The organism is Mongoliitalea daihaiensis, assembly GCF_021596945.1.
Lineage (GTDB): Bacteria > Bacteroidota > Bacteroidia > Cytophagales > Cyclobacteriaceae > Mongoliitalea > Mongoliitalea daihaiensis.
This window is the reverse complement of record NZ_CP063779.1, coordinates 4,300,936-4,326,619: the sequence shown is the minus strand read 5'-3', so window position 1 is coordinate 4,326,619 and position 25,684 is coordinate 4,300,936. Positions and strand designations below refer to the sequence as shown.

Sequence of the window (25,684 nt, the reverse complement as noted above, 5' to 3'; positions counted from 1 at the left end):
TCACGGTCTGACGTTGGCATCAAGCTTAAAAATGAAACGAACAATTATCATATTACTATTTTTAACGAATGTTTCGTTTGCTCAGAAAAGTGAAAAGTTTCTGAATCACTTTATGCTGGGCAGTGAATTACTGACAGAAAATATTTTAGGTAAATACGTTCAATTTGATTTTTCAAATCTTTGGCTGAAGACAGAAAACAGCAATGTTTATGGAATAATAGGAGAAGATCATCAAAGATTAAGAATAAAGCTATTAACAATTAAAAAAATACCCGGAAAAGATATTGAATACTCAGTTGTTGGGAAGTCAAATGTAAATGAAACAATCTGTGATTTTCAAGGCACAATAAGTTTGGTCGAAATTTATGAAGTTAAGGAGCTCAATTATGGAGTTGACGATGAATTTGCAGAGGAGGGAATTATTTCACAAGGTGTATTAATTGCTGATTACAGTTTTAAAGAGAATAAAGAACAAACTCACAGTGGGGTTTTTAAAGGTAAACTTTATACTAAATGGTATTTGAATTCAAAGAATCAGATAGAATATGATAATATTGAATTCATTTCAGATGGATATTTTAATAATGCTTTTGTTGGAATTTGGGAAAGCTACTCAACAGATAAAAAGAAGATTTGTAATTGGGCTGACTACAGAGTGCCAAAAGCAAATAAAGACTTTGATATTGGAGTGGGTGAATTTAATGTATCTGAGAAATATTGGAAGAAAGGATGGATGGACATATCCTTAAATAATCAAATTCCTAACAAAGCAATTGTAAGAAAAGAAGATAAAGGTAAAGTGAAGGATTGGTGGGAATAAAGCCAGCTGCCAACATCACCTTGGAATACAGCGGGCGGTTCAGTGTGAATATGAAATTTAGTATCTTTAAGAAGTTAGGAGTAAGCTTGGAAGAGTACGGCTCCGAATGCCCGCCGTCTCCAAGCTGAATCCCGTTATGCACTATTCTAAAAAAGAAGAACCTAAGAATATAATGACGGAAATTTTGTAAATTCGTAAAAGGTTTAAAATCAAAACATATGTTTGCTACAATCGAAATTGATAGGAATAACCTGACGATAATGGGAGTGAAATTTTCTGATTTAAAGACATTAGAAAGCACGGCAAATGCTTTGGGAAGTAATATGTTTGAGGGTTTTAAACCTACGCCCAAAGGGGTTGAAATAATCAGGGATTATGTATCAGGAAAAATTTCATTAAGTGAATTAGTGAAGTTTGCGGAAGAAAGGGCTTATGTCTGATTCCTATAAGTACATAGATTTTGATTATACTTATGTAGACCCAAAAACAGGAATTTTAAAAAATATTCCGGGAATTACAGACCCAGATGTATTACTTTTTGTTGAAAGTGGAGCTGTGACAAAACGACTTCAGGAACTTTACAACAATCCCATTAAGATTAAAGGAATTGAAAACCTTTTGATATTCACAAGCATTTGTTTCAAGACATATATGTCTGGGCTGGCAAAAAGAGGGTTGTGGAAATAAGTAAAGATGGAAAATAATTTTTTCCCACCACCCATTTTGATAATGCCAGTAGCTACATTAATTCTTTAATAGCTGACTACAAGAAAATTCGAAAAAACAGAAGAAAAGAATTAGCAGAGAAGTTAGCCGAAATTTTAGATAATGTAAATTATTTTCATCCCTTTAGAGAAGGTAACGGACGTGCACAAAGAGAGTTTTTAAGGTTATTGGCCTTGGAAAAAGGGTTGATTCTGAACCTAAACCCTCCGGACAATAAAAGTGTGTTTGAAAGATATATGAAAGGAACAATAGAGAGTGATTTAGAAATATTGAAAGAATTGATTTTTGAACTTATTGCCTCAAAAAAATGAAAAAGAACAGTGCATAACATCACCTTGGAAGACAGGGGGCGGTTCAGAGTAACTATGAAAATCAGTATCTTTAAGAAGTTAGGAGTAGACTGGAAGAGAACGGCTCCGAATGCCTGCCTGGCGGACATAGCCGTCAGGTTAAGAGGTTAATTATATGTTCAAGAGCCAATTTTCCTTTCTTTTTTTCAAGATAAATTGCTTTTGGAGCATAATCGATCAATTTTTTAATCAAAAGTCGGAGCTGGTTTTGGTTTTTAACTGCTTTTATTAGAAAGTTTTGGATGTTTTGTATCAGTCTAAAGTATTTCCAAATACTGCATAGTATCTTATATTTACCATACATCTGCTCTTGTAAACAGTTGAATATCTTTAGATTAAGGATTACCCAAATTAGCTTTCCGTAAAGCTGACATTCAAACCTATGAATTTTTTTACTGTTAAACTCATTTATCGTAACCAAAGATTTCCAAGTCTTGAAAATGAGTTCTATTTGCCATCTCATAGCGTAAACTTTTCTTATTTCATTGGTTTTAGTACCTCAGACGGAACATTGGTAACCATAATATTGAGTCTGGCCTTGATTTTAAACTTTTCAGAAACATTATGTCCTGTTGACCTTGCTTGTTTGGTTGTTTTTTTTAGTCTTTTTTGATAGGTTTCTTCATTGGCAAGTGAAAGAACCAAACGCGCAGGAACACGCTCCTTTTTACCTAAGTATACAGAGACTTCAATATAGTCAAGATGATTTTTTTTGAGTTTGTGAAGGTGATTTTTTAAGTCTACAGGTTCCTCTGAATCCAAATCAAGATAGCAATTCACCAGTGTCACCAAACTGTTGATAAAATAGTCTCACTCAGAATTGACCATTGTCATAAAATTCATGGTAGAATATACCAGATATCTAAAAAAAGATCTTTTCACATATATCATGAGTAAATTCCGCTGAGTCTGACTGATCGTTCAATACCCCAGAGGTCAGTCTCAGATCCATACTTTGACCGCTAATGAAATCGTATTCATATTGGATACTTATCATTGATGATGATTGGCTAAGGGCTCCGCCATATCCCTTATATTTTTCCGAAAAAGGGTCAGGGAGAGAAAACTTGGTTGAATCCTTGATCCTGATTCTTTTAAAATGGGATGTAAGGAGTTCTCTATTGCCCTGATATCTAATCTTTTGAAACAAAAGTATGTCAAGACATCTTTTAAAAATGATACTGCTTGAGCTGTAAATCGATCGTGTAAGGATTGCTTTGTAATATTGATACCGAACTGCTCAAACAGAAAGGAGGCCATATCCAATAAGCTGAAAAATTTTCCCCGTTGATACGAAAACATCAAACTAAGCAGGAACCCGAAACCGTCAAGTTTAGACTTCCTGATACAGAAACGAGTTTCAGAGGCGATTGAGTTAATGGTTTTTGGATTAAAGAAACTATGAAATTTTTCCCTTAAAATCTGATCTTTTTCAAGTAAATTTCCTTGATTTTCTTCCCTTTACTGTAAAAATATTGTTATATTTATAGAAGAAAAAGGCGGATAACGACCAAGTTGAGCCGCCTTTTTCAAAATAACTAAAAACTTATACAAATATGAGCAAAAGGACGAAAGATCCCAAGGGGGATCTACGTTTTGTTTGTAAATCAGCTCAGACTTCTGATTTCAGGCCCATTAGCCTGACGGCTATGGCCTGGCGGAAGACAGGCCCGCCGTCTCCAAGCTGAATCCCGTTAGGGCATATGCAAAAAAGCAAGACCACCTTACCGCAATAGATTATATTTGGAAAAAAAATATTTACGAATGATTGAAACAAGTGATTTACGGCCGGAAGTAGTTTTGTATGATGAAATCAGTAACCTCATCGAGCAAGGGCATTACAAGGTACTTTCTCAAGTAAATAGTGCAATGACATTGCTTTTTTGGCAAGTAGGGAAGCGGGTTAATGATTTCATTTTAGAACATAGACGTGCCGAATATGGCAAAGAAATAGTCGTTACATTGTCACGACAATTAGAAAAGCGTTTTGGAAGCTAGAGCTGATTAAGCTTAATCATTACGTTGCTTATTTTATTGTTGATTTATTAAATGGGGAACCGTTAGAAAAACCTAAATGGTATAAAATCCTGTTCTTAAATATTGTCGTCATTGTAATTTTACTCACTTTGTCTTTTAAATTTCCTGTATTGATCATTGCCCTACTTTTTCTTTTTGCGATCAATATGTTCGTTCATTATTGGAATAAGAATAATACATTTCAGTTTCTGCGCTCTTTCCCTCAATTGAATATCCTAATTAACGTATCTAAAATATTGACGAAAAAAGAATGTTTCATCCACTGATTGAAGATTGTGTAAAAAATGATCTTACAATAGATGGAAAAAGCATTTTAATAACAGGTTCGAATATGTCAGGTAAGTCTACCTTTTTAAGAACATTGGCAATTAATTCCATACTAGCCCAAACGATTTATACTTGCTTTGCAGACAATTTTTCTACACCTCTTTTGAAACAATTTTCATCGATCAGAATAGACGATAATTTGCTTGATGGCAAAAGCTATTATTTTCAAGAGGTTAATATTATGTCCTCACTATTAAGCCAAGTAACATTACCCAACCAAAACTTGTTTTTGCTAGACGAGGTTTTCAAGGGGACAAATACTGTAGAGCGAATTGCTGCTGCCAAGTCAATTTTATCCTATTTAAATCGCAACGACAATATTGTAATTGTTTCTACCCATGATATTGAATTGGCAGAGATGCTTAAAAAAGAATACGATTTATATCATTTCACAGAAACAATTAACGAAAATAAACTTCACTTTGACCATACCTTAAAAGAAGGTCCATTAAAAACAAGTAATGCTATTAGGATACTAGAGCAATCAGGGTACCCCGAAGAAGTTATTGCAGAAGCCAAAAAATTAATTCTTAAGGTATTTTTTCGTATTGATTAAACTGATGGAAATAGAGACATCAACCTGTATATACATTTGGAGAAATTTAGTTATATTACCAATGACTGACGTTCATTCCTCCAACAAATCACTTGGGTATTTTGTAGATTAGGGAGTTGATTACTTAATTAATCAAGTGAGTACTATTGAATATATGAAATGTATATTTACATTGATTTTCAAATGATTACAAAAAAATAGGTAGTTCATTTCACCTTACAAATTGCTGTCATTTAGTATAACTAAAACTCTAATATTTTCTTATGAAACTATACATCAAATACATGGTTAGCTTGAGATGCAAAATGTTGGTAAGAGAGGAATTGAAAAATATAGGAATAGAAAAGGTTGCAATAGATTTGGGAGTTGTTGAATTTTTGGGAAAGATTAGCGAACAAAATAGAGAGAAGTTTGCGGCGGCTCTGCTAAAATCAGGTTTAGAATTAATGGATGATAAGAAATCCCAGCTGATTGAGCAAATCAAAAATCACATTATTGAAATGGTACATTACTCGGAAGAGACACCAAAATTGAATTTTTCCTCTGTGATCTCGGAAAAGTTAGGTATGGATTATAAATATTTATCTAGTCTTTTTTCTGAAGTAAAGGGACTAACTATAGAGCAATTTGTGATTCATCACAAAGTTGAAAGAATCAAAGAGTTATTGCTTTATGATGAGTTAAGCATCAAGGAAATCACTTGCCTGATGCACTACAGGAGTGTGGCCCATTTTTCCGCTCAATTCAAAAAATTAACTGGTCTGACGCCAAGTTATTTTAAACAGCTAAGGCAATACAGAAAACGGATAGAGTTGGAGAAAATTTAAATCATTTTTATCTCAAATATGCATGCTACTTGTTTAATCAGATAAATACGACACTTTTTGAAATAATTATATAACAGTTCTATGAAGTACTTGGGCGAACTTTGACCTCTCAGTAAAACGAATTACTGCTTATATAAAGAGAGCCATGAAAAATAATGTTGTTCAAAGGTTGCCCTTATTTCTAGTAATAGTATTGCTGCTTGCAAGCTGCTCACAATCATCAGAAAAAAGTGAACAAGAAAAGGAAAGGCTGAGGTTAGCCAAAATCAATGCTGAAGTTGCTTTACTTATCAAGGAAAGAGATTTTATTTTAGAGTTTGAAAACTTTAAAAATGAGACTCAACTCAAAGTAGAAAAGAATAATCAATTTATTTCTGAGTTAAAATCAAAAATAATAGAAGAAAAGAAATCGTCTAGCAGTGATTTTGCTGCTGAAATTAGACTTTTTGAAAATCGAAATAAGGATTTAAAAAAGCGAGTGGAGGCTTTTGATAATTCGAGGAGAAGTGATTGGCTGAAGTTTAAAGCGGAGGTGAATCAAGATTTTGAAGATTTGGGTAATGCAATCAGTGATTTTATTAAAACACCTGAAAACGAACGCTGATTATGAAGAAGATACTTTTAATACTCGGGGTATGTATGGGCTGTTTAGTATTGGAGTCCACCGCTCAAACTTCTGGTAATGACAACAGGGAACGGATTACAGCAGGATTGAAAGTGGGCCTGAATCGTTCTAACGTATGGGATGCGCAAGGTCAAGATTTCAGAGCAGATGCCAAAACTGGATTTGCCGGCGGTCTGTTTGTAGGGATTCCTCTAGGTAAATACTTCGGATTTCAACCAGAACTGTTGCTTTCTCGAAAAGGATTTAAAGGTAACGGTACACTCTTGGGGACAGGTTATTCTTTCTCCAGAACCTCAACTTTTATTGATATTCCGCTTCAACTGCAAGTGAAGCCTATTCGATTTGTAACCTTGTTAATAGGGCCCCAGTTTTCTCACTTATTCAAAGAGCATAACTCCTATACTTTTGGTTCCAATAGCACTGAACAAGAGGAAGCCTTTGAGAAAATAGAGGCAAGAAAAAATGTCCTAGGTTTTGTAGGCGGAGTAGATCTCAATATTAATCGCTTTGTGATCTCTGGAAGATTTGGATATGATTTACTCAACAATCACGGTGATGGGTCGACTACAGTGCCTAGATATAAAAATCAATGGCTTCAATTGACATTTGGATTAAAAATTTGATTTGGATTTCATATTGGTTGACGTAATCCAAAATTTTTTTATTGACCTGTAGTATTCAACTGCAGGTCATTATGCTATGATACCTAAATCCTATTATAGAGGACTTTTCATGGCAAAGGATTAGACGATTACTAGGATGGTGACTAGTAATCAGTTTTTTACCAGAGGTACCCAGTTTCTAACGTAAGTAAATAACTCAAAGTATGAATAATCAGATAGCAGTTTCCTTTAATACCTTGGTTCTTAGAGAAAGTGCTGTCAGTCTGGCCAAAATACACAAAGCATCCAAAGGTTCATCTAAACCAAGGTTAATAAAGCCAATTTTAGAAAAATCTAGGGAGGTGCTCACTGAAACGTACCGAACTCTTTCTACCATAGTAAAATCCGAAAAAGAGATTTCTCCTGCTTCCGAATGGCTTTTGGACAATTTTTATATTATTCAAGAGCAGATCGTCCAAATCGGTATAGACTTTCCCAAAAATTATCATCAAAATATCCCATTGCTATCTAAAGGAGAGCATGCAGGATTTCCAAGAGTGTATGATATTATTCTGAATTTGTTGACCCATACCGATAATGTATTGGATAAGGAAGTCTTGACGGAATATATCAAAAGCTATCAGGAGGAAGAACCACTTCAAATAGGAGAGATCTGGGCAATTCCAATCATGATTCGACTTTTTTTGATTCAAATGTTAGCTGAAAAGGCGGCAACTATTTTGGAGCAAAAGAAGCTTAAAATAGCCGTTGAAAAGTTTGTAGAGGCTATTCAACATGAGGATCTGGAAGAACCAGGAGTTTTTTCACAAGCAATAGCAGGCTGGTTTAAAGAGCAAGATAAAAAAGCGGGTTTATCCACGCTTATTGAGCTTTTTAATAATCTTCAAACGAAAGGGCTACTTTACGAGGAACAAAAGCGCTGGTTTAATTATCGTATCAATCACTATGAAATCACGCTAGAGGAGGCCATGCGGCAAGAAGCGCAAAAAGAATCAAGATTGGAAGTAAATGTTCAAAACGCAGTTCTGTCCTTGAGACAGATTTTGGAGGTAGATTGGTCTGATTTTGTGGAAGATTGCTCTTTAATCAATGATATTCTCAAGCATGATCCATCGGGAGACTATCAATTGATGGATTTTCAAACCAGGGACAATTATCGAAAAGTAATAGAAAAGGTCAGCAGGCGTTCAAGTTTTTCTGAAATACAGGTTGCACAAGTAGCTTTGAACTTAGCTCAAGAGCAGGAGACACTTGTCTCGAGCGATGGTGATGATTACATTTTTGGTAAAACTTGTATCAAAAGACATATTGGATTTTTTCTACTAGGTGAGGGTTACAAGGAACTCATTCAAAGGACTGACTATTCAGTCCCTCTCAGAGAGCGGAGTATTAGCGCATTTGAGAAACACTTTTCGCTATATTTGTTTTTAATTGCTTCTTTTTCCCTTGTATTTTTAAGTATTCTTTGGTTGGCCTCTGGCACTCTCAGCCATAGTCTTGGAATTGTAATTGCCGTGATTTTGGTAGCTAGTTTTCCGGCTTTTGACTTAGCTGTTTCTGTTGTCAATCGTTTTTTTGCCTTTTTTTTACCACCACGTTTGCTTCCGAAAATGAATGACAAAACGGATGTCAAGGATGCTGCAAGAACGATGGTTGTCATGCCCACCATGTTGGTGTCTGTCCAAGATGCTTTACGGCAAATTGAAAATTTAGAGGTACATTTTTTAGGAAACCCTGATCCTGGACTTCAGTTTGTACTACTTTCGGATTTTACAGATGCACAAGAAAAGGATACCAAAGGCGATGCCGAAATCTTAGAGGCTGCAACTGATGCGATCCATCAATTGAATGAAAAGTATGCCTCGCGATTTGGGGAACGCTTTTTTATGTTGCATCGGGAGCGACTTTGGAATCCATCCGAAAATGTTTGGATGGGTTGGGAGAGAAAACGGGGAAAACTGGAGGAATTTAATCAACTCCTGTACAATCCATCCTCTCCAACTTCTTATACGGTGGTGGTAGGTGATTTTTGGGCAACAACAGCCATTTGTCCAGTTCAATTTGTAATCACCTTGGATGCCGATACCAAATTACCCCCGGGCACGGCAAAAAAATTAATTAATACCATCGCGCATCCACTCAACAGAGCTTGGTATGACAAAGAAAAAGGCCGGATCACCAAAGGGTATACCATCATTCAGCCAAGGATTTCATTTTCTCCGGAGTCTGAAAAAAACACCCGATTTTCAAAAATTTTTTCTGGCAATGTAGGATTGGATCCCTACTCAGCAGCGGTTTCTGATATTTACCAAGATCTTACAGGAGAAGCAAGCTTTACCGGAAAAGGTATCTACGATGTCAAGGCGTTTCATGAGGTCATGATGCATCAGTTTCCCGAAAATAGAATTCTCTCACACGACCTGATTGAAAGTGCCTACGTACGAACAGGCCTTGCTACTGACATCGAACTATATGACGATTACCCCAGTACCTACAGTGCCTTTACTAAAAGAAATCATCGTTGGACAAGAGGTGACTGGCAAATAGCATCATGGTTATTTTCGCATGTTCCAAGTGAATCGGGTATTGTAAAAAATCCAATCAACTTATTATCGAAATGGAAGATTTTTGATAACCTTCGGAGGTCGCTCAACTTCTTTTTTCTGTTGATCTTTTTCCTTGCAGGTATCTTTTGGCTTCCAGGAGCCAATTGGATATGGGTAGTGGCTGCTTTTGGAATCATTGCATTTCCTACGTATATCACCTTATCCAGTGACTTGCTCAATAGGCCTGCACGGGTGCGATGGAAGCTACACATGGTTAAAGTTTGGGACAATTTACGCATGCACCGCATTCAGGCTATGTCTACCATTATTGTTGCGCCTCACCAGGCTTTTGTACAGTTGGATGCGATTATGCGAACCTTATACCGACTAACTTTTTCAAAAAAGCTACTTCTGGAATGGTCCACGGCTTCTCAAGTAGAGCATATGCGGAAGCAATCCTTGGTAGACTACATGCGGTGGATGATTTTACCCATGCTTTTAGGGGTCTTAATCGTACTTATGGCTTTGGTAATCAATCCCGCACACTTATGGGTAGTTATTCCCTTTTTTGTTTTGTGGTTTGGTTCCCCTTTTTATGCATGGTATATCAGTTTGCCATTACCAAAGCCACAGGTGGTGCTTTCGGATAATGATCGCTCCAAATTGCGATTGTATGCAAGACGTACATGGGCCTATTTTGAGCGCTTCGTAAATGAAAAGCATGGTTGGCTTCCTCCTGATAATTATCAGGAAAATCCACAGCTATCCGAAACAGCCAGAACATCCCCTACGAATATTGGACTGGCGCTCGTCTCTACGACTACGGCATATCATTTGGGCTATATGACCCTAGGGACATTTTTGCAAAGACAAGAAGATTCCATGCAGGCAATTGTACGGCTTGAAAAATACCGAGGTCATCTGTTTAATTGGTATGCTACGGGCTCGGGTCGGATTCTTCAACCTTCCTATATATCCACCGTAGATTCAGGAAATTTAGCGGCCAGTCTTATCACTGTGAAAGAGGCTGTCAAAGAGATCATGACCTCTCCAGGAATGTATAAAAACTTTCACAGGGGGTTAAGGGACACCTTGAGTTCTATTCATTCCATACTCTTGAATTTACACAACGTTCAAGGACTGAAGCCTCGTGCTTTTGAAAAGATTCAAGTGCTAGTCCATGATATGCTTGGTCAGTTGGATCAAGAAATTGAGGAGGGGACTTCCATTAGTTTGGAGTTTTTGGAGAAAATAAAAATAGATGCTGAAAAGCTTGCTGCCAATGATGTATTGTCGGCTGTCACGATGATAGATGATCTGATGGTTGAGCATATGCTTTTTTGGCTCAACAGACCCCTGATCCACATAAATGATGCTTTGGCTGAATTAGGAGTATTGAGCCAAGAAAAACAATTGTCTTTTCATGTGGATTCATGCGATGAATGGAGGAGGCAGTTGGGTGAAACTTTACCTGAAAGTGGTCCAAATGTTCTTATAAACCATTGGCAGGAGCAAGCGGAAGCAATTATTCTCATGGCAGAAGATTTGATTGACTCCATGGATTTTTCTTTTCTCTACCAAAAGGAAAGAGGCTTGTTTAGTATCGGGTATAATTTGGATATTGCCCAATTTGACAAAAGTACCTATGATTTATTGGCTAGTGAGGCACGCATTGCTTCCTATATTGCTATTGCCAAGGGAGATGTTCCAGTAGAGCACTGGTTTAGATTAAGCAGGAGACTTACCCGTATCCATGAAGATGAAATGTTACTTTCATGGGGAGGAACCATGTTTGAGTACTTAATGCCACTTCTCTTTTTCAAATCATTTGAGGATACTATGATGGATAGTACGTGCCGGAATGTCATCCGATGGCAAAAAAAATACGGACATAGCCGAGGATTTCCTTGGGGTTCTTCTGAAAGTGCCTACTATTTTCTCAATATTGACTTACATTATCAATACCGCACGTTTGGTGTGCCTGGGCTTGGATTAAAACGCGGGCTTGCAGATGAGTATGTAGTAGCTCCCTATGCTAGCATACTTTCCTTGATGGTTGAGATTTCCGATCCCATCAAAAACCTACAAGAAGTCGAAGCGGCTGGTGGCTTGGGAATGTTTGGGTTTTATGATGCCATTGACTATACCACATCGCATCTCACAGAAGGGACTGCTTATAAAGTCGTCAAAACTTACATGGTTCATCACCATGGTATGAGCTTGATCGCATTGGAAAATGTACTTAATGAAGCGTCTGTAAGAAAAAGCTTTCATGCAGATCCTCGAATCAAAAGTTGCGAGTTGTTGCTGCAAGAGCGCATTCCTAAAGGGACCCCGATCAAAGAACCGCACCCTATCGATGCCGAACTTGAACCAAGTACTAAATCTGCCGATCAGTATGTGGCAGAACATGCCGGAATTAACGAATTGGACCTCAGTCCTCCTCGCTTGCATACGTTATCGAATGGAAGCTTTTCTACAATGATCACCCATGCTGGAACCGGCTTTGCCAACATGCATGGAGTTACCTTAAATGGATGGAAAGCTGATGCGACAATTGATCCATTGGGCTTCTATTTTTATGTAAAAGATGTCCAAAGTGGCGATTTTTGGTCTGCTATGCATCAGCCAGTCAAACGTAAACCAGATCGCTACGATACATGGTTTCACAATGGGAAAGTGATGTGTTCCCGTGTGGATAATTGGATTGAAACTACCTCTGAGATTTGTGTTTCCCCAGATCATCCGATTGAGCTGAGAAAGCTTACATTCACCAACTATTCTGATCGGGAGCGCGTGCTCGAAATCACCAGTTATGCAGAAGTTATCCTCAATGGCTTGACCCATCATCATGCCCATCCAGCATTTTCGAAGTTGTTTGTAGAAACGGAATATTTGGAACAAAATCATACCATCCTAGCTAAAAGAAGACCCCGGAGTAAGGAAGAATCTCCCATGTATTTGATTCATACATTTGCTTGTAGCAATCAGATTCATGTGGTGAAGCCAGTTGGTTTTGAAACAGAAAGGTCTAATTTTATTGGAAGTGGTAGGTCTCTGAGTAATCCCATAGCCTTGACCGATGGGTATTTGCTGCAAAGAACCCAGGGGAATGTGTCGGATCCTATTGTCAGTTTGAGAAAGCAGATCATTCTTCAAGCGGGAGAAAAAGCGCATCTGAGTTTTGGGCTTGGTTTTGCCACTTCCCGAGAGGTAGCCTTGCAGATTGCGGCTATCTATGATAGTCAATTAGCAGTCAATCGGGCATTCGATCTAGCCTCAATTTATGGATTGGTAGAACTCAATCATATGGGCATCCGGACAAGTCAGGCTCACCTGTTCCAAAGATTATCCTCTTACCTGTTATTTGGTGTTCCAACTTTCAGGGCTGATGCACACACACTGCTGTCTAATCGCAAAAAACAAGCGGACCTTTGGGCGTATGGTATATCAGGTGATTTTCCTTTGATCATTTTCCGAATCAACGAGGCCAATCAGCTCAAACACATCAAACTTTTGCTTAAGGCACATTCTTTTTGGCGCAAGCGGGGAATTGAATCCGAACTACTCATCCTCAACGAACATGCACCCGGGTACATAGACGAAATCCAAGAGGCTATTCAGATAGCCATAGAGTCCTCCCTTGAGCGTGAAGTTTTCAACAAAAGAGGAGGAATATTTATTTACAAAACAGATAAAATTCAGCCAGAAACATTAACACTTTTATTAAGTGTGGCTCAAGTTGTATGGAACAAGCAGTTGCCAAATCTTGCAAAAGTGCTTCAACAAACTGAAACCCAATCTTGGTTATCAAACCATCTGGTAAGTAGCTACACCTCTCTTCGGGAATGGGAACCTTTGGACGAGAGGACCCTTGAAAAGTGGATAAAGGAGGTACAATTCTTTAATGGGTATGGTGGCTTTTCGATGGATGGTACAGCCTACCATATCCTGATATCAACAGATCCTCATACTGGGGTTCCACTTTTGCCTCCCGCTCCGTGGATCAATGTGATTGCTAATCCTACTTTTGGATTTACAGTTTCTGAGCGTGGTGCAGGCTATACATGGAGTGAAAATAGCCGAGAAAATAAGCTCACCTCCTGGTCCAATGACCCGGTAATGGACACCCATTCAGAGGCTTTTTATATTCGGGATGAGGAGCGGATGCACTACTGGTCACCATGTCCAGGACCTGTTGCAGCAGGCACGTATCAAGTAACTCATGGCTTCGGTTATACGGCTTTTTATGTGGAGGTCAATGGATTAAAGCAACATTTACGTCAATTTGTTCATGTAGACAAAGCATTGAAATGCTCCATTCTTACCTTAACCAATACTCAGTCCACCACTCAGAAACTCTCGGTATTCAGGTATCTTGATAGGGTATTAGGAGTGGATTCAGGTCTTTCTTCCCGTTTTGTCAATCAGGAAGTTGCTGAGGATGGGGCTACACTTTTTGCAAGCAACAATTACAATAATGAGTTTGCAGGGAGAACGGTTTTCTCAACGCTTATCAATCCTTTAGAAGGAGCTATCACTAGATTTACCACCGATAAAAATAAATTCATTGGTAGAAATCGTTCCTTAGGTAATCCCCTAGCTTTGGATGCTATGAGATGGCTCGATAACGACAATCTGCCTGGAGGAGACTCCTGTGCTGTCATGCAAACCTATTTCGAGCTTGGTCCAGGTAAAAATGTTACTCTTATTTTCTTGGAAGGGGAAGAGTGTGATCGAGTCGCAGCAGAAGCAATCATCCATGAGTTTTCCGAACTCAGTCAAGTGGAGGCAGCTCTTGAAGATGTTCATCGATTTTGGAAGGATGCATGTGGTAAGATAGTAATTTCCACACCTGATCAATCGTTGAATATTCTTGTCAATGGTTGGCTAGTATACCAAAATTTGTCTTGCCGGATGTGGGCGCGCACAGGCTTTTACCAATCGGGAGGAGCCTATGGATTCAGGGATCAACTGCAAGATTCCATGGCAGCACGCTATGTAGATCCTCTCATTTGTAAAAATCAGCTATTGCTGCATGCCAAGCAACAATTTCTGGAAGGGGATGTTCTCCACTGGTGGCACCCACCAACTGGGAGGGGAATTCGCTCTAAAATTACAGATGATAGGCTTTGGCTACCATATGTACTAGATTTTTATCTAAGCTCGACGGGGGATACTTCGGTTTTAACAGAAATTGTGAGCTATATCAATGCTCGATCACTGGAAACTAATGAGCACGAGGTGTATTTGCATCCCCATACCTTGGAACAAAAAGGTACCCTTTATGAACATTGTTGTAAGGCTATTGATATTTCATTAAAGTTTGGAGTCAATGGTCTGCCGCTTATTGGTGGAGGAGACTGGAATGATGGTATGAATCGAGTAGGAGAGGGTGGACAAGGAGAAAGCGTATGGTTAGGATTCTTCTTATACGATGTTCTTATCAAATTTGAAAAGATTTGCCGCAGCATGGAAGATGTTGCTAGAAGCGAAACCTATGCGCAGATTGCCGAAGAACTGAAATTCAAACTGAATACAAATGGATGGGATGGAGCTTGGTATTTGAGAGCATTTTATGATGATGGAAGTACTATTGGCTCCTCTTTAAACGATGAGTGTACAATAGATGCTATTTCCCAGGCTTGGTCGATCATTTCCGGAGTAGCTTCTCCAGAGCGTGGAGCAGAAAGTCTGAAGGCCTTGGAGCAACAGTTGGTTTCAGAAGAGAAAAAGATGATTCGACTATTGACACCACCTTTTGATAAAACCGATAAAGATCCAGGCTACATCAAAGGATATATCCCGGGTGTCCGGGAAAATGGTGGGCAATACACCCACGGAGCCCTTTGGGCGGTCAAAGCTTTTGCTGCCATGGGAATGGGAGAGAAGGCGGTTCGCTACCTCCACATGATCAATCCTATCAATCATTCACTTGACAAAGCTTCGGCCAATGTGTATAAAGTGGAGCCATATGTGATAGCTGCGGATGTTTACAGCGAAGATATTTTAAGTGGACAAGGGGGCTGGACTTGGTATACAGGCTCAGCTGGATGGATGTACCGGGTTGCATTGGAATCGGTACTTGGGATACAAATCAGAGGCAATTCATTGCTTTTGAATCCCGCTATCTCAGAAAATTGGGAAGGATATACAGTTGATATGCGCTTAGACGATGAAGAAACCCGCTATCATATACAGCTATTGAATCCTGAGAAATTACAAGGTGGGTTGCTTTCAGGAACAGTTGATGGAGAGGAAGTTCGATTTGATGCGGTACCTGCGGAAATTTTCATCTATCAAGATAAAAAACAGCATCACATTCGATTACAAATCATTCCATTTCCTATTGGTATTACTTGAAAAAACTTGCTCAGCTATATGGTAGTATGCAAAAGTTTCAAGTGTTCAATTAAAGGGTTTTGATTTAATTTAAAAATCAAAATGCTATTTTCAGAGTAAAAAGTCAATTAGGTGCTAGCTCATATTCGAGCAAAGTTAGGGTTGACTCCCTGCGAACTCAATTGAATTTAATTTCAGCCAGAGCTGAGTTTTATTTGTTAAATAAAGTGCTGATAATTAGGGTTATAATTAGATAAAATCATTACTTTTAGATAGTTTTCTGCTGATTGAAGAAAGCCACTATCAAGAGCAAAAAGTACTCATTTAATTTATACCCTATGAATCCACATGGAATAAAAATATGGAAGCTGGCTATTTGCTATCTTAGTAAAATAAGGTTCGAACCTTATTTTAGGTTACAGACAACTTATGCGCGGGGTTTGGTAGTTGTATTTTTTATTTTTTACAGCGGACAGCTTCTTGCACAGACATTTGACACCAATGCCTACTATCGATTGACTACTCTTTACCAAGGAGATGATATGGCTCTTACAGCTGATAATGAAAGTGTGTTTTTATCAAAAACTACTAGTCAAGATAATCAGCAGTGGAGAATCGAACAAGTAACAAATGGAGTTTATAGGATAATTTGTAAAATTAATAGGGAGACAAAGGCCCTTGAGGTGATGGAAGGTATTTCGGAAATCCATGATATTTATCTCAAGGAAAAAAACACTTTTGATAATCAATTGTGGGTAATTTCAAAAGAGAATGATTTCGAGGATTTTTACAGGATCTCGAGTGCTAAATTGACCGAAGATTTTTCCGTTGATGTAGTTTACTCTCAAGATATACCAACAGTGGGACTTACTTCTACGGGGGACTATTCAGGGCAACTTTGGATTTTTAAAAAGCTAACGTCATCAGTGGAAGCAGTACCCACGGATACAAGATTTTCTTTATCTGAGATAGGGGAACCTTTCAGCCAACATACAGTAACGACACTTTTTGACGGTGATAGTGAAAAAAGTGCTTTACCTACCTATGGTGTTCAGCCGCAAATTTTAGCATCTTTTCAAAATAGTCAACTCATGATAGTTTGGCAAAATCATGCGAGTGGTTATGGCGTAAAGCTCTCCTCCTACAGCCAACATATGGATGGATTTGCTAAAGATTGGAGTAAAACACTGCCAGGAAGCCTTGATAGATTATCAGGTTTCACAGCTGATGGCTCAAATTTTTATACGCTTACTACAAAAAACGAGGATATGTCGAATCAACAAGGATGGAATCGACGTCCCAATATCATGACTTTAACGAAGATCGATCCTGAAGGTAATCCCATTTGGAATCAAGATCTGAATCTATCGGATAACTATACTGGAGAAAATAATCCGGTCTATTCGCCAATGACGGCTGGTTCAGCAGATATTGCATATGGGAATGGAAAAATAGCAGTGATTTATTCCAGTAATTCGGATTATGATCAAACGATTAGTGGTCGTCATCAGTCTGGAACACGATTAAGTGTGAATAGTGACAACGGAATGCCGGCTGCAGTAGGACAGTCCTACAGCTGGAAGCACTCATTTGATCAGCGTGTCGTATTTGACGGGAAAAGTTTTGTTTGCATAGATCAACCAGATGCTGGATGGTATATTCCTGGCGCTGGTATTGAGTTGGTGAAGATAGATACTCAAACAGATGTGCACCATGGAGAGGCTTTGGGATGGTATGCGTATGCGCGGAATGGCGATGATAATTTTAGTTCGATCAATCTAGGTCAGTTGGCAATCGGTAAGGAAGGGTACGTAATGACATTTGTCGCTAACAAAAACATAAGTTCCTCACGTGAGAATGATTCTAGAAATGTAGGACTGATACATATAATTAATGATTTTGAAAAACTTCCTATCAATTCCCTTGCTGAAGATGGATGGCAGCCAAATTCAAGGCTTTTTGTAACCAAGGATTTGGTAGATACGAAAAAAGGCAATAGTCAAGCAACCGGCGATGAGCGTATTCGGACGACTACTCAGACAAGTGGGGAAGTTCAAAGTACAGGCATAGTTTGGTTGACCAACTTTAAGCTTTCCGAAGGGATTACCGCATCACGCCCTAAATTATTTGGCTTTGGGAACAATAATTTTTTGATTCTTTACGAAGAATGGGAAGTTAAAACTACCAATTGGGGTCATCAAACAAAATCATTAAATAGGACCAAAGGAATGATTGTGGATGAATATGGGAATGTGTTGTCAACTTTGAAAGAGTTTCCCAATATGCCCTTAAGATTTAGAGATCAGCTATTTGATTTTAATGGAAAGGCAGGATGGGTAAATTTTGAAAATGGAAGTTTTATTTTACATACCATTGACCAAGATTTAATTTACAAAAGTTATTTGCTCGAATTATAAAAAGAATCAGGTTTTTGGCAGTGATAATATGCTTGATGTATTTTAGTAGTAGAATTGAAGGCAGAAACATCAATTGACTACCATATTAAAAATCTAATAGAGTGGCTTTAAAAAAAACTGAAGTAGGGGATATGTTCTTCAGAAAAGCAAAACCCCAAGATTCTCTCAAAATTGCTGAATACATTATTCTTGCAATGGAAGACATCGTCTATCGCTTCATAGGAGAAGAGTCCTATGAAAAAGCAGTCAATTTTTTGCATAGGTTGATCCAAGAAAAGGGTAACCAATACTCTTATGAGAACTGCTGGGTAGTAGTTTCTGCAAATGAAATCGTAGCTGCTGCACTGGTATATGATGGGGCACAATTACAAGAGTTAAGGAAGCCAGTAGCTGCAACTATTGATGAGATGTTTCACAAGGATTTTGACCCTGAAGATGAAACACAGGAAGGTGAATATTATATTGATTGTGTAGGAGTCAATCCGAACCAACAAGGGAAAGGAATCGGTACAAAAGTCTTTCAGTTTTTAATCCATGAATACATACACCGAGGAGAACAAACACTCGGTTTACTAGTGGACAAAGAGAATCCAAAAGCTAAACAATTATATTTGAAATTGGGCTTTGAAGTTGTTGGTGAAAAAACACTGGTAGGTAAGCAGATGGAACATCTTCAATACCCCAAAAATCCACACTAATCGGTGTTTTTATGGATTTGTAAAAAAGAAGATTCAGATAAAATTCTTAATTTTATCCAAGGCAGTAATAGTCACTTGAAGAAGGACATTCTGCCTGTTTTGTCTAGTGGCTTTCTGTTTTTCGTTTTCTAATACTAAAATCAATTTTAATGAACCTTAAATTTGTTAACTGCTTGTTTTTTATGACGTTCTTGGCCAATCTAAATTTTGCCCAAGAACTTATTATTGCTCGAGTTGTTGATGCGGAAACAGCAAAACCCATTGATCAAGTAGTGGTTTTTATTGAAGGAGATACCGCAGCAACTAAGACAAACCATCTTGGGTATTTTCAATTAACTGTTGGCCCTGAAGATTATTTGATAATTGAAAAGGAGAGATACCAGACTAGTAAAATCAAAGTGCCGACTGAAAGTAAGTTTTTGATAAAGTTAGAAAAGGATAAATTTTCAAATACGATAATTGTTTCCAATGAGTACGAAAAAGGGGAAGCCTTTGATGGTTACAAAATCGGTGTTTGGGAATATTTTGACAAGCCCGAAGAGCTTTCCCTTGTAGTAGACTACGATAAGGGTCAGATTCTCTATTTTAAATCCGATTCATCAAGCTACCCAATAAAGTATGGAGATACTTTCGTAGAGATGAAGGTAGATCGGCCAGCCCGCTATATGGGTAGTATGCATGAAATGAACAGTATCATCCAAAGAAACTTAATCTTCCCCACTCAAGCCAGAAGGAAATCTACTGTTGGGACACTTCATATCTTATTTGAAGTTGATAGTACTGGGCAAGCACAGGATTTCAAAGTGTTCAATGACATCGGCGATGGATGTGGAGAAGCAGCCATCGACGCAATCAAACAAGTACCAAATTTATGGGTCCCCGCTATGGTTGATGGTAAAGCCTATTCCTCGAGATTCGCCATTCCTGTTACGTTCGCAATTCAACTAGATGGGAAGTCAGTAGGCAGGCCCAAAAAAACTAGTAAAGAAACTTTGCCCATTTCCAAAACTTTGACGGAAATTGAAGTTTTTGCTGTAGGCCTAATTCAAGAGAGAAGAGAGGTTACTTTCTAAATACTTCAAATTCAGTTAATTATATTTTGGAGACTTTCTCAAAGTTTTCAAAAAAGTATTAACAATTATTTCGAACATTGATGGGCTTCACCTTTTCTTGATTGAATGAAAAGCATAATTAAATAGATGATCCAATGAAACTGTATCAATTAATTAAATCAAATGATTGGTTAAGTGTAGAACTGATTCTACTTCAACTTTATCCTGATCAAGGAGACGCATTGGATGAGTATAGGGCTGTTTTTGAGAAACTTAGAATAGTTGAGCCTATTTTTGACGATAAAATGGAGCTGATGCTGATTGAATATGATAGCGATCCTATTGACGAAAATGATAAAAAGGAGACGTATGTGGATGTCTCAGGGCGATTAAAAAATCCTGACCCTCAATCTTACTCAAATAGTTATGCCCTCGAATTTACTGAGTGGAATAAATGGCTTGGGATGGATCTCGCAAAAGAAACAATAGAAAACTTCACGGAATTAGAAATCATTACGCATTGTCTGTTTGAAATGACATTCATCGATTATGAAGAAACTTCTATTCAAGAACAATTTCAATCACTTAAGAATATTGCAGATGAGTATAAAAGTTTAAGCGATGAGGAAAAGAGAGTAAAAACCATAACTCTTGAAAAATTGATGGAAAAGGATTTAGATATGAATAAGGATAGAAAAAATATTGCATCAGACTTTCTACGTTTGGCGGCCTTAGGTCAAGCAAGACTAGCCTTCGATCAATATGTTTCCGGAGACTTTAGGCACCATAATCCCTATTTCAAAGGGGATGCAGTATCTCTCATGCAAGCCATGGATGCAGATGCAAAAAAGTATCCAAGAAAAGTATTTGAAATACTAAGAATTTTGGAGGATGGAGACCTAATAGCTGTTCATTCCACTGTTCAGCAGAACCCAGATGCTGAGGTCTTTGTACTTGTCCATTTTTTGAGGTTTGATGGAGATAAAATTGTCGAAGTTTGGGATATAGCTCAGGAAGTCCCCGCTCAAATGGTCAATCAGTTTGGAATGGTTTAATTGATAATGTCTTGGTAATGAGTGGATTTTAAAATTATTTTATTCATAAATATCTAGAAATTCAGATAACCTTCTTACCTTTCATGCGTAAACATTCTTCGTGAAGTCATTCATCAAAATATCGCTCCTAGTATTTTATGTGTTTTTCAACGCAGGCTTGAGCTATTCCATGCATTTCTGTGGATCCGATTTCCAACGAATCAACATTTTTGCTGAATATAAAACCTGTTGTGAATCCAACACCCCAATGCCGGGTTGTTGTGAGGATGTTTCTAATTTAGAGCTACCCAATACGGATCAGCAGTTGTCAGAATCATTGAGTCTTCAGCCGCTTTTGATTGATTTTTATAGTTTTCAAGTTCCTTTTGAATTAGCTTTTATCCCTACTTTAGAAAAAGAGAAGACAGCATTTGCTGATTCTTCCCCACCCATATTTCACAATACTCCGATTTATATTTTTTGTCAGGTATTCCTGATTTAATTTTTCTCAAAGACGCTGTCAGGCCACAAAGACTCAAAGGCACAAAATGTTTTTAACATTTGAATTGATTCAATCCAAAAATGAAATAACTGCCGTATTGGTTAATTTTCAGTTGCCAAATCGAATGGTTTCAACCTCTTTTGGTTTTTGATTTCAGTTAGTCTTTACTAGCCTCATTTTAGACCTGGCAGGTTTTTAAAACCTGCTAGGTCTGGCCCACTATTCGCTTCAGCCCCAATATCCATTACTATCTAATATCCATAAATATCTGCTCAACAGATATCAAGCATCTAGTTAAAAAAGCTATGCTCAACAAAATCATTAAATTCTTCCTTGAAAATAAACTGGTGACAGTAATCCTTCTTTTCCTTGTCATAGGCTGGGGGATAGTGACGGCACCTTTCAACTGGAATACGGGTTTTTTGCCCAATGATCCGGTACCGGTAGATGCCATACCTGATATTGGAGAAAATCAGCAAATAGTCTTCACAGATTGGATGGGGCGCTCTCCTCAGGATGTGGAAGATCAGATTACCTATCCTTTGACGACTTCCTTGCTAGGGATGCCAGGGGTAAAGTCTATCAGGAGCACTTCCATGTTTGGATTTTCATCCATCTACATCATATTTCAGGATGATGTGGAGTTTTACTGGAGTAGATCACGGATTTTAGAAAAACTCAATTCCTTACCAGCTGGATTGCTTCCAGAAGGCGTTCAACCTAAACTCGGACCAGATGCTACTGGTCTTGGTCAGGTGTATTTTTATACCTTGGAAGGCAGGGATGAGCAAGGGAATCCTGTGGGGGGATGGGATTTGCATGAGTTACGAAGTGTTCAAGATTATTATGTTCGTTATGGATTGGCAGGTACAGAAGGCGTTGCAGAAGTAGCCAGTATTGGAGGCCATGTCAAGGAATACCAAGTTGACTTGGATCCTGTGGCTATGAAAGCCCACAATGTGTCCATGATGCAGGTGATGAATGCGATCAAGCAATCCAATTTGGATATTGGTGCCAATACCATGGAAATCAATCAGGTAGAATTCATCGTCCGTGGATTGGGCTATGTGAAATCCCTAGAAGATATCGAGCAAGCCGTAGTCAAGGTGAGCAATAATGTTCCCCTTCGAATCCGTGATATAGCCAAGGTGAATATAGGACCTGCCAGCCGAGCCGAACGTGCTATTTTGGATAAAGGAGGAGCTGAGGCAGTCGGCGGGGTAGTGGTTGCCCGCTATGGAGATAATCCACTGTTGGTCATCGATGCTATCAAAGCAAAGATTGATGAGATATCCCCTGGATTGCCAAGTAAGACTTTGGAAGATGGGACGGTTTCCAAGGTTACCATTGTCCCATTTTATGATCGCTCAGGCTTGATCAAGGAAACGTTGAGTACACTCAATGAAGCCATCAGTTTGCAGATCCTAATCACAATAATCGTCATCATGGTCATGGTGTACAACCTACGGGCTTCTCTCTTGATATCTGCCTTATTGCCTTTGGCTGTGTTGATGTGCTTCATCATGATGAAGTATGTCGGAATAGATGCCAATATTGTAGCACTATCGGGGATCGCCATCGCTATCGGTACCATGGTGGATTTGGGGATTATTTTGAACGAGAATATTCTTCGCCATTTGGAAGATTCGGATGGTAAAAAGACCAAGCTTCAACTAATCTATGAGGCTACGGCCGAGGTAAGTTCTGCGATTTTGACGGCAGTGATGACTACCATTGTTAGTTTTTTGCCTGTTTTCACCCTTCAGGCAGCCGAAGGTAAACTCTTTGGTCCCTTAGCTTATACCAAAACCTTTGCATTGATCGCTGCATTGATTTTCACATTAGTCTTTATGCCTGCCTTTGCGCATTGGATATTTGGAGCAAAGGTGAAATCTAAAAATTATAAAACCCTTTTGAACAGCTTGATGGCAGTGATCGGTGTGGTCCTGTTATTCTACTACCCATGGGCTGGATGGGTATTGTTGGCATTTGCCAGCAACCATCTGGTCCATCAGTTCTTCCCTAAACAAACTTTGGAAGGAAAATACAAAAATCAGTTGTCCATGCTGATTGCCGTAGCTGCTGTTTCAGTTCTATTGGCGATTGAATGGAGACCCTTGGGATTAACGCAATCAGTTTTTGTCAACTTCCTTTTTATTGGATTAGTGGTTGGCTTGGTTTTGGGTGTATTTGCGCTATTTATCCGTTATTATGCCCTGCTTTTACACTGGTGTTTGGCCAATGCCAAAGTCTTTTTGCTGATTCCAGTGACTGTAATTATTCTGGCACTGAATATCTGGTTGGGTTTTGGAAAAATCTTTGGATTTGTAGCGTCAGGATTGGATCAGGTAGGCGTCAATATCCGGACGACCTCCGTTTGGTCAGGTTTAACACATGCCTTCCCTGGGATGGGCAAGGAATTTATGCCAGCCTTGAATGAGGGGTCCTTCCTCTTGATGCCCACTTCCATGCCTCATTCTGGTGTGGAAGCGAATATGCAAATTGTCAAGCAATTGGACATGTTGGTCCAGGCGATTCCAGAAGTGGAAATGGTAGTAGGAAAAGCTGGAAGGGCAGAGAGTCCCTTGGATCCTGCTCCTATGTCTATGTACGAGAATATCATCAATTACAAGACGGAATATTTGCAAGACGAAAATGCTCGAAAACTCCGCTTTCAAGTCGATAAAGAAGGGAATTATCTGATTGATGTGAATGGAAAAAACTGGTGGTATGACCGTCAGGATGGAGCTATCTGGGATGAGGAGAAAACATACATGGAAGAATCCCAACGCAGGTCTGTTGTAAGGAACATCGCCAAATACCTGGTTTCTGATGAGCGAAGAGGGCAATACTTCCGTCAGTGGAGGGATGAGATCCGTACACCGGATGATATTTGGGATGAAATACAAGCGCGCACCTCCAATTTACCGGGAGTTACCTCTGCCCCCAAGCTCCAACCGATCGAAACCCGCTTAGTCATGTTGCAGACAGGTATGCGCGCACCCATGGGGATGAAGGTATATGGCCCTAATTTGGAAACCATCGAAGATTTCAGCTTGAAGCTAGAGTCCGTGCTCAAAGAAGTTCCATCCGTCAAAGCAGAGGCAGTATTTGCCGATCGTTCGCTGGGTAAGCCGTATTTAGAGATTGATTTGGACAGAACCCAGTTGGGAAGGTTTGGTTTGAATGTAGCCGATGTACAGGAATTTATAGAAGTGGCTATTGGAGGTATGACGCTAAGCACTACCGTGGAAGGAAGGGAGCGCTATGCTATCCGAGCTCGCTATGCACGGGAGTACCGGGATGATCCTGAAGCTTTGAAGAAGATTTTAGTGACTACACCAACAGGGGCGCAGATTCCATTGGGGCAATTAGCTGAGATCAATTATCGCCCCGGACCTATGATGATCCGTGGGGAGAATACCTTCTTGGTAGGCTATGTACTATTTGATAAGCGCGATGGCTTTGCGGAGGGATCAGTTGTAGATAATGCAAGAGATTATATTCTAGAAAAAATCAATTCTGGAGAGCTGGAAGTTCCAGCGGGGGTCTCATACACGTTTTCTGGTAGTTATGAAAATCAGGTCCGTGCAGAAAAGCGCTTAGCTATCGTGATTCCTCTATGTTTGGCAGTCATCTTCCTCATTCTTTACCTTCAATTCCGTTCTACAGCCATGGTGTTGATGATCTTCTCGGCCATAGCGATGGCATTTTCGGGAGGATTTATGATGTTGTGGCTCTATGGGCAGGATTGGTTCTTTGATTTCAGTTTCTTGGGAACCAACATGCGTGAGCTCTTTCAGATGCGTACGTTCAACTTGTCTGTGGCTGTATGGGTTGGGTTTATTGCCCTTTTTGGTATTGCTACTGATGATGGGGTTGTGATGGGAACATACCTGAAACAAAGCTTCGAAAAAATCAAACCAGAGAGTATTGACGAAGTTCGAAAAGCAGTATTGGAAGCAGGTCTCAAGCGTGTCAGACCTTGCTTAATGACTACAGCAACGACCTTATTGGCACTATTACCTGTCCTGACCAGTTCTGGCCGTGGTTCCGATATCATGATCCCCATGGCTATTCCAGCCTTTGGAGGCATGACGGTGGCCTTGATATCCTTGTTTATTGTGCCGGTGTTGTATGGGAAGTATAAGGAAATAAAGTTGAAATAAGCTGGCGCGAAATAAGGTTGAAATATGCCTCTA

18 protein-coding genes are annotated in these 25,684 nt (G+C 39.0%); 16 read left to right on the top strand and 2 right to left on the bottom strand.

Going from position 1 to position 25,684, the window contains the following annotated elements:
* Positions 1-31: 31 nt before the first annotated feature.
* From IPZ59_RS18290 to IPZ59_RS18275, 4 genes are all read left to right on the top strand, one after another.
* Positions 32-820: a hypothetical protein gene (locus IPZ59_RS18290; RefSeq protein ID WP_236137488.1), complete on the top strand. Its 789-nt coding sequence runs from the start codon at positions 32-34 to the stop codon at positions 818-820.
* A gap of 218 nt (positions 821-1,038) precedes the next feature.
* Positions 1,039-1,260, top strand: coding sequence for an antitoxin VbhA family protein (locus tag IPZ59_RS18285; RefSeq protein WP_189582589.1), 222 nt, complete (start codon positions 1,039-1,041; stop codon positions 1,258-1,260).
* Complete coding sequence (locus tag IPZ59_RS18280) at positions 1,253-1,507, top strand: hypothetical protein (protein WP_236137487.1); 255 nt, start codon at positions 1,253-1,255, stop codon at positions 1,505-1,507. The genes IPZ59_RS18285 and IPZ59_RS18280 overlap by 8 nt, the downstream gene beginning before the upstream one ends.
* Before the next feature lie 56 nt (positions 1,508-1,563).
* Complete coding sequence (locus IPZ59_RS18275; RefSeq protein WP_317208053.1) at positions 1,564-1,857, top strand: Fic family protein; 294 nt, start codon at positions 1,564-1,566, stop codon at positions 1,855-1,857.
* A 133-nt stretch (positions 1,858-1,990) separates the two neighbouring features.
* On the opposite strand, the gene IPZ59_RS20360 is transcribed toward IPZ59_RS18275, so the two are convergent.
* Together IPZ59_RS20360 and IPZ59_RS18270 are read right to left on the bottom strand one after the other, a co-directional pair.
* Positions 1,991-2,359 carry a transposase gene (locus IPZ59_RS20360; protein ID WP_394800719.1) on the bottom strand — a complete coding sequence of 123 codons (369 nt, stop codon included), beginning with the start codon at positions 2,357-2,359 and terminating at the stop codon, positions 1,991-1,993.
* A 14-nt stretch (positions 2,360-2,373) separates the two neighbouring features.
* A complete protein-coding gene (locus tag IPZ59_RS18270) occupies positions 2,374-2,676 on the bottom strand; it encodes a hypothetical protein (RefSeq protein WP_236137486.1) in 303 nt (100 codons plus the stop codon).
* Between the two features lie 984 nt (positions 2,677-3,660).
* Here IPZ59_RS18270 and IPZ59_RS18265 point away from each other — a divergent pair.
* The 12 genes from IPZ59_RS18265 to IPZ59_RS18210 all read left to right on the top strand — a co-directional run bounded on the left by IPZ59_RS18265 (position 3,661) and on the right by IPZ59_RS18210 (position 25,651).
* Entirely contained in the window at positions 3,661-3,894 is a 234-nt protein-coding gene (locus tag IPZ59_RS18265) for a DUF1016 N-terminal domain-containing protein (protein WP_236137485.1), read from the top strand.
* Positions 3,895-4,183: 289 nt separating this feature from the next.
* A complete protein-coding gene (locus IPZ59_RS18260) occupies positions 4,184-4,816 on the top strand; it encodes a MutS-related protein (RefSeq protein ID WP_236137484.1) in 633 nt (210 codons plus the stop codon).
* A 323-nt stretch (positions 4,817-5,139) separates the two neighbouring features.
* On the top strand, positions 5,140-5,643 hold the full coding sequence (locus IPZ59_RS18255; RefSeq protein ID WP_317208022.1) for a helix-turn-helix domain-containing protein: 504 nt from the start codon (positions 5,140-5,142) through the stop codon (positions 5,641-5,643).
* Positions 5,644-5,788: 145 nt separating this feature from the next.
* Positions 5,789-6,247, top strand: a complete 459-nt coding sequence (locus tag IPZ59_RS18250) for a hypothetical protein (protein ID WP_236137482.1) — start codon at positions 5,789-5,791, stop codon at positions 6,245-6,247.
* 2 nt (positions 6,248-6,249) lie between these two features.
* The gene (locus tag IPZ59_RS18245) at positions 6,250-6,891 is read left to right on the top strand and encodes a porin family protein (protein ID WP_236137481.1); all 642 of its coding nucleotides are present in this window, start codon (positions 6,250-6,252) and stop codon (positions 6,889-6,891) included.
* Between the two features lie 203 nt (positions 6,892-7,094).
* Entirely contained in the window at positions 7,095-15,800 is an 8,706-nt protein-coding gene (locus IPZ59_RS18240; RefSeq protein ID WP_236137480.1) for a GH36-type glycosyl hydrolase domain-containing protein, read from the top strand.
* 419 nt (positions 15,801-16,219) lie between these two features.
* Complete coding sequence (locus IPZ59_RS18235; RefSeq protein WP_236137479.1) at positions 16,220-18,196, top strand: RICIN domain-containing protein; 1,977 nt, start codon at positions 16,220-16,222, stop codon at positions 18,194-18,196.
* 101 nt (positions 18,197-18,297) lie between these two features.
* Complete coding sequence (locus IPZ59_RS18230) at positions 18,298-18,894, top strand: GNAT family N-acetyltransferase (protein ID WP_236137478.1); 597 nt, start codon at positions 18,298-18,300, stop codon at positions 18,892-18,894.
* A gap of 149 nt (positions 18,895-19,043) precedes the next feature.
* The gene (locus IPZ59_RS18225) at positions 19,044-19,967 is read left to right on the top strand and encodes an energy transducer TonB (protein ID WP_236137477.1); all 924 of its coding nucleotides are present in this window, start codon (positions 19,044-19,046) and stop codon (positions 19,965-19,967) included.
* Positions 19,968-20,101: 134 nt separating this feature from the next.
* Positions 20,102-21,001 carry a DUF6557 family protein gene (locus IPZ59_RS18220; protein ID WP_236137476.1) on the top strand — a complete coding sequence of 300 codons (900 nt, stop codon included), beginning with the start codon at positions 20,102-20,104 and terminating at the stop codon, positions 20,999-21,001.
* Positions 21,002-21,101: 100 nt separating this feature from the next.
* Entirely contained in the window at positions 21,102-21,482 is a 381-nt protein-coding gene (locus IPZ59_RS18215; RefSeq protein WP_236137475.1) for an HYC_CC_PP family protein, read from the top strand.
* A gap of 305 nt (positions 21,483-21,787) precedes the next feature.
* The gene (locus IPZ59_RS18210; protein WP_236137474.1) at positions 21,788-25,651 is read left to right on the top strand and encodes an efflux RND transporter permease subunit; all 3,864 of its coding nucleotides are present in this window, start codon (positions 21,788-21,790) and stop codon (positions 25,649-25,651) included.
* Positions 25,652-25,684: the final 33 nt, after the last annotated feature.

Excerpts from the sequence above, each read along its gene's own strand:
- IPZ59_RS18290 (WP_236137488.1), top strand. The coding sequence starts at position 32 with ATGAAACGAACAATTATCATATTACTATTTTTAACGAATGTTTCGTTT.
- IPZ59_RS18285 (WP_189582589.1), top strand. The coding sequence starts at position 1,039 with ATGTTTGCTACAATCGAAATTGATAGGAATAACCTGACGATAATGGGA.
- IPZ59_RS18280 (WP_236137487.1), top strand. The coding sequence starts at position 1,253 with ATGTCTGATTCCTATAAGTACATAGATTTTGATTATACTTATGTAGAC.
- IPZ59_RS20360 (WP_394800719.1), bottom strand. The coding sequence starts at position 2,359 with ATGAGATGGCAAATAGAACTCATTTTCAAGACTTGGAAATCTTTGGTT.
- IPZ59_RS18265 (WP_236137485.1), top strand. The coding sequence starts at position 3,661 with ATGATTGAAACAAGTGATTTACGGCCGGAAGTAGTTTTGTATGATGAA.
- IPZ59_RS18260 (WP_236137484.1), top strand. The coding sequence starts at position 4,184 with ATGTTTCATCCACTGATTGAAGATTGTGTAAAAAATGATCTTACAATA.
- IPZ59_RS18250 (WP_236137482.1), top strand. The coding sequence starts at position 5,789 with ATGAAAAATAATGTTGTTCAAAGGTTGCCCTTATTTCTAGTAATAGTA.
- IPZ59_RS18245 (WP_236137481.1), top strand. The coding sequence starts at position 6,250 with ATGAAGAAGATACTTTTAATACTCGGGGTATGTATGGGCTGTTTAGTA.
- IPZ59_RS18240 (WP_236137480.1), top strand. The coding sequence starts at position 7,095 with ATGAATAATCAGATAGCAGTTTCCTTTAATACCTTGGTTCTTAGAGAA.
- IPZ59_RS18225 (WP_236137477.1), top strand. The coding sequence starts at position 19,044 with ATGAACCTTAAATTTGTTAACTGCTTGTTTTTTATGACGTTCTTGGCC.
- IPZ59_RS18220 (WP_236137476.1), top strand. The coding sequence starts at position 20,102 with ATGAAACTGTATCAATTAATTAAATCAAATGATTGGTTAAGTGTAGAA.
- IPZ59_RS18210 (WP_236137474.1), top strand. The coding sequence starts at position 21,788 with ATGCTCAACAAAATCATTAAATTCTTCCTTGAAAATAAACTGGTGACA.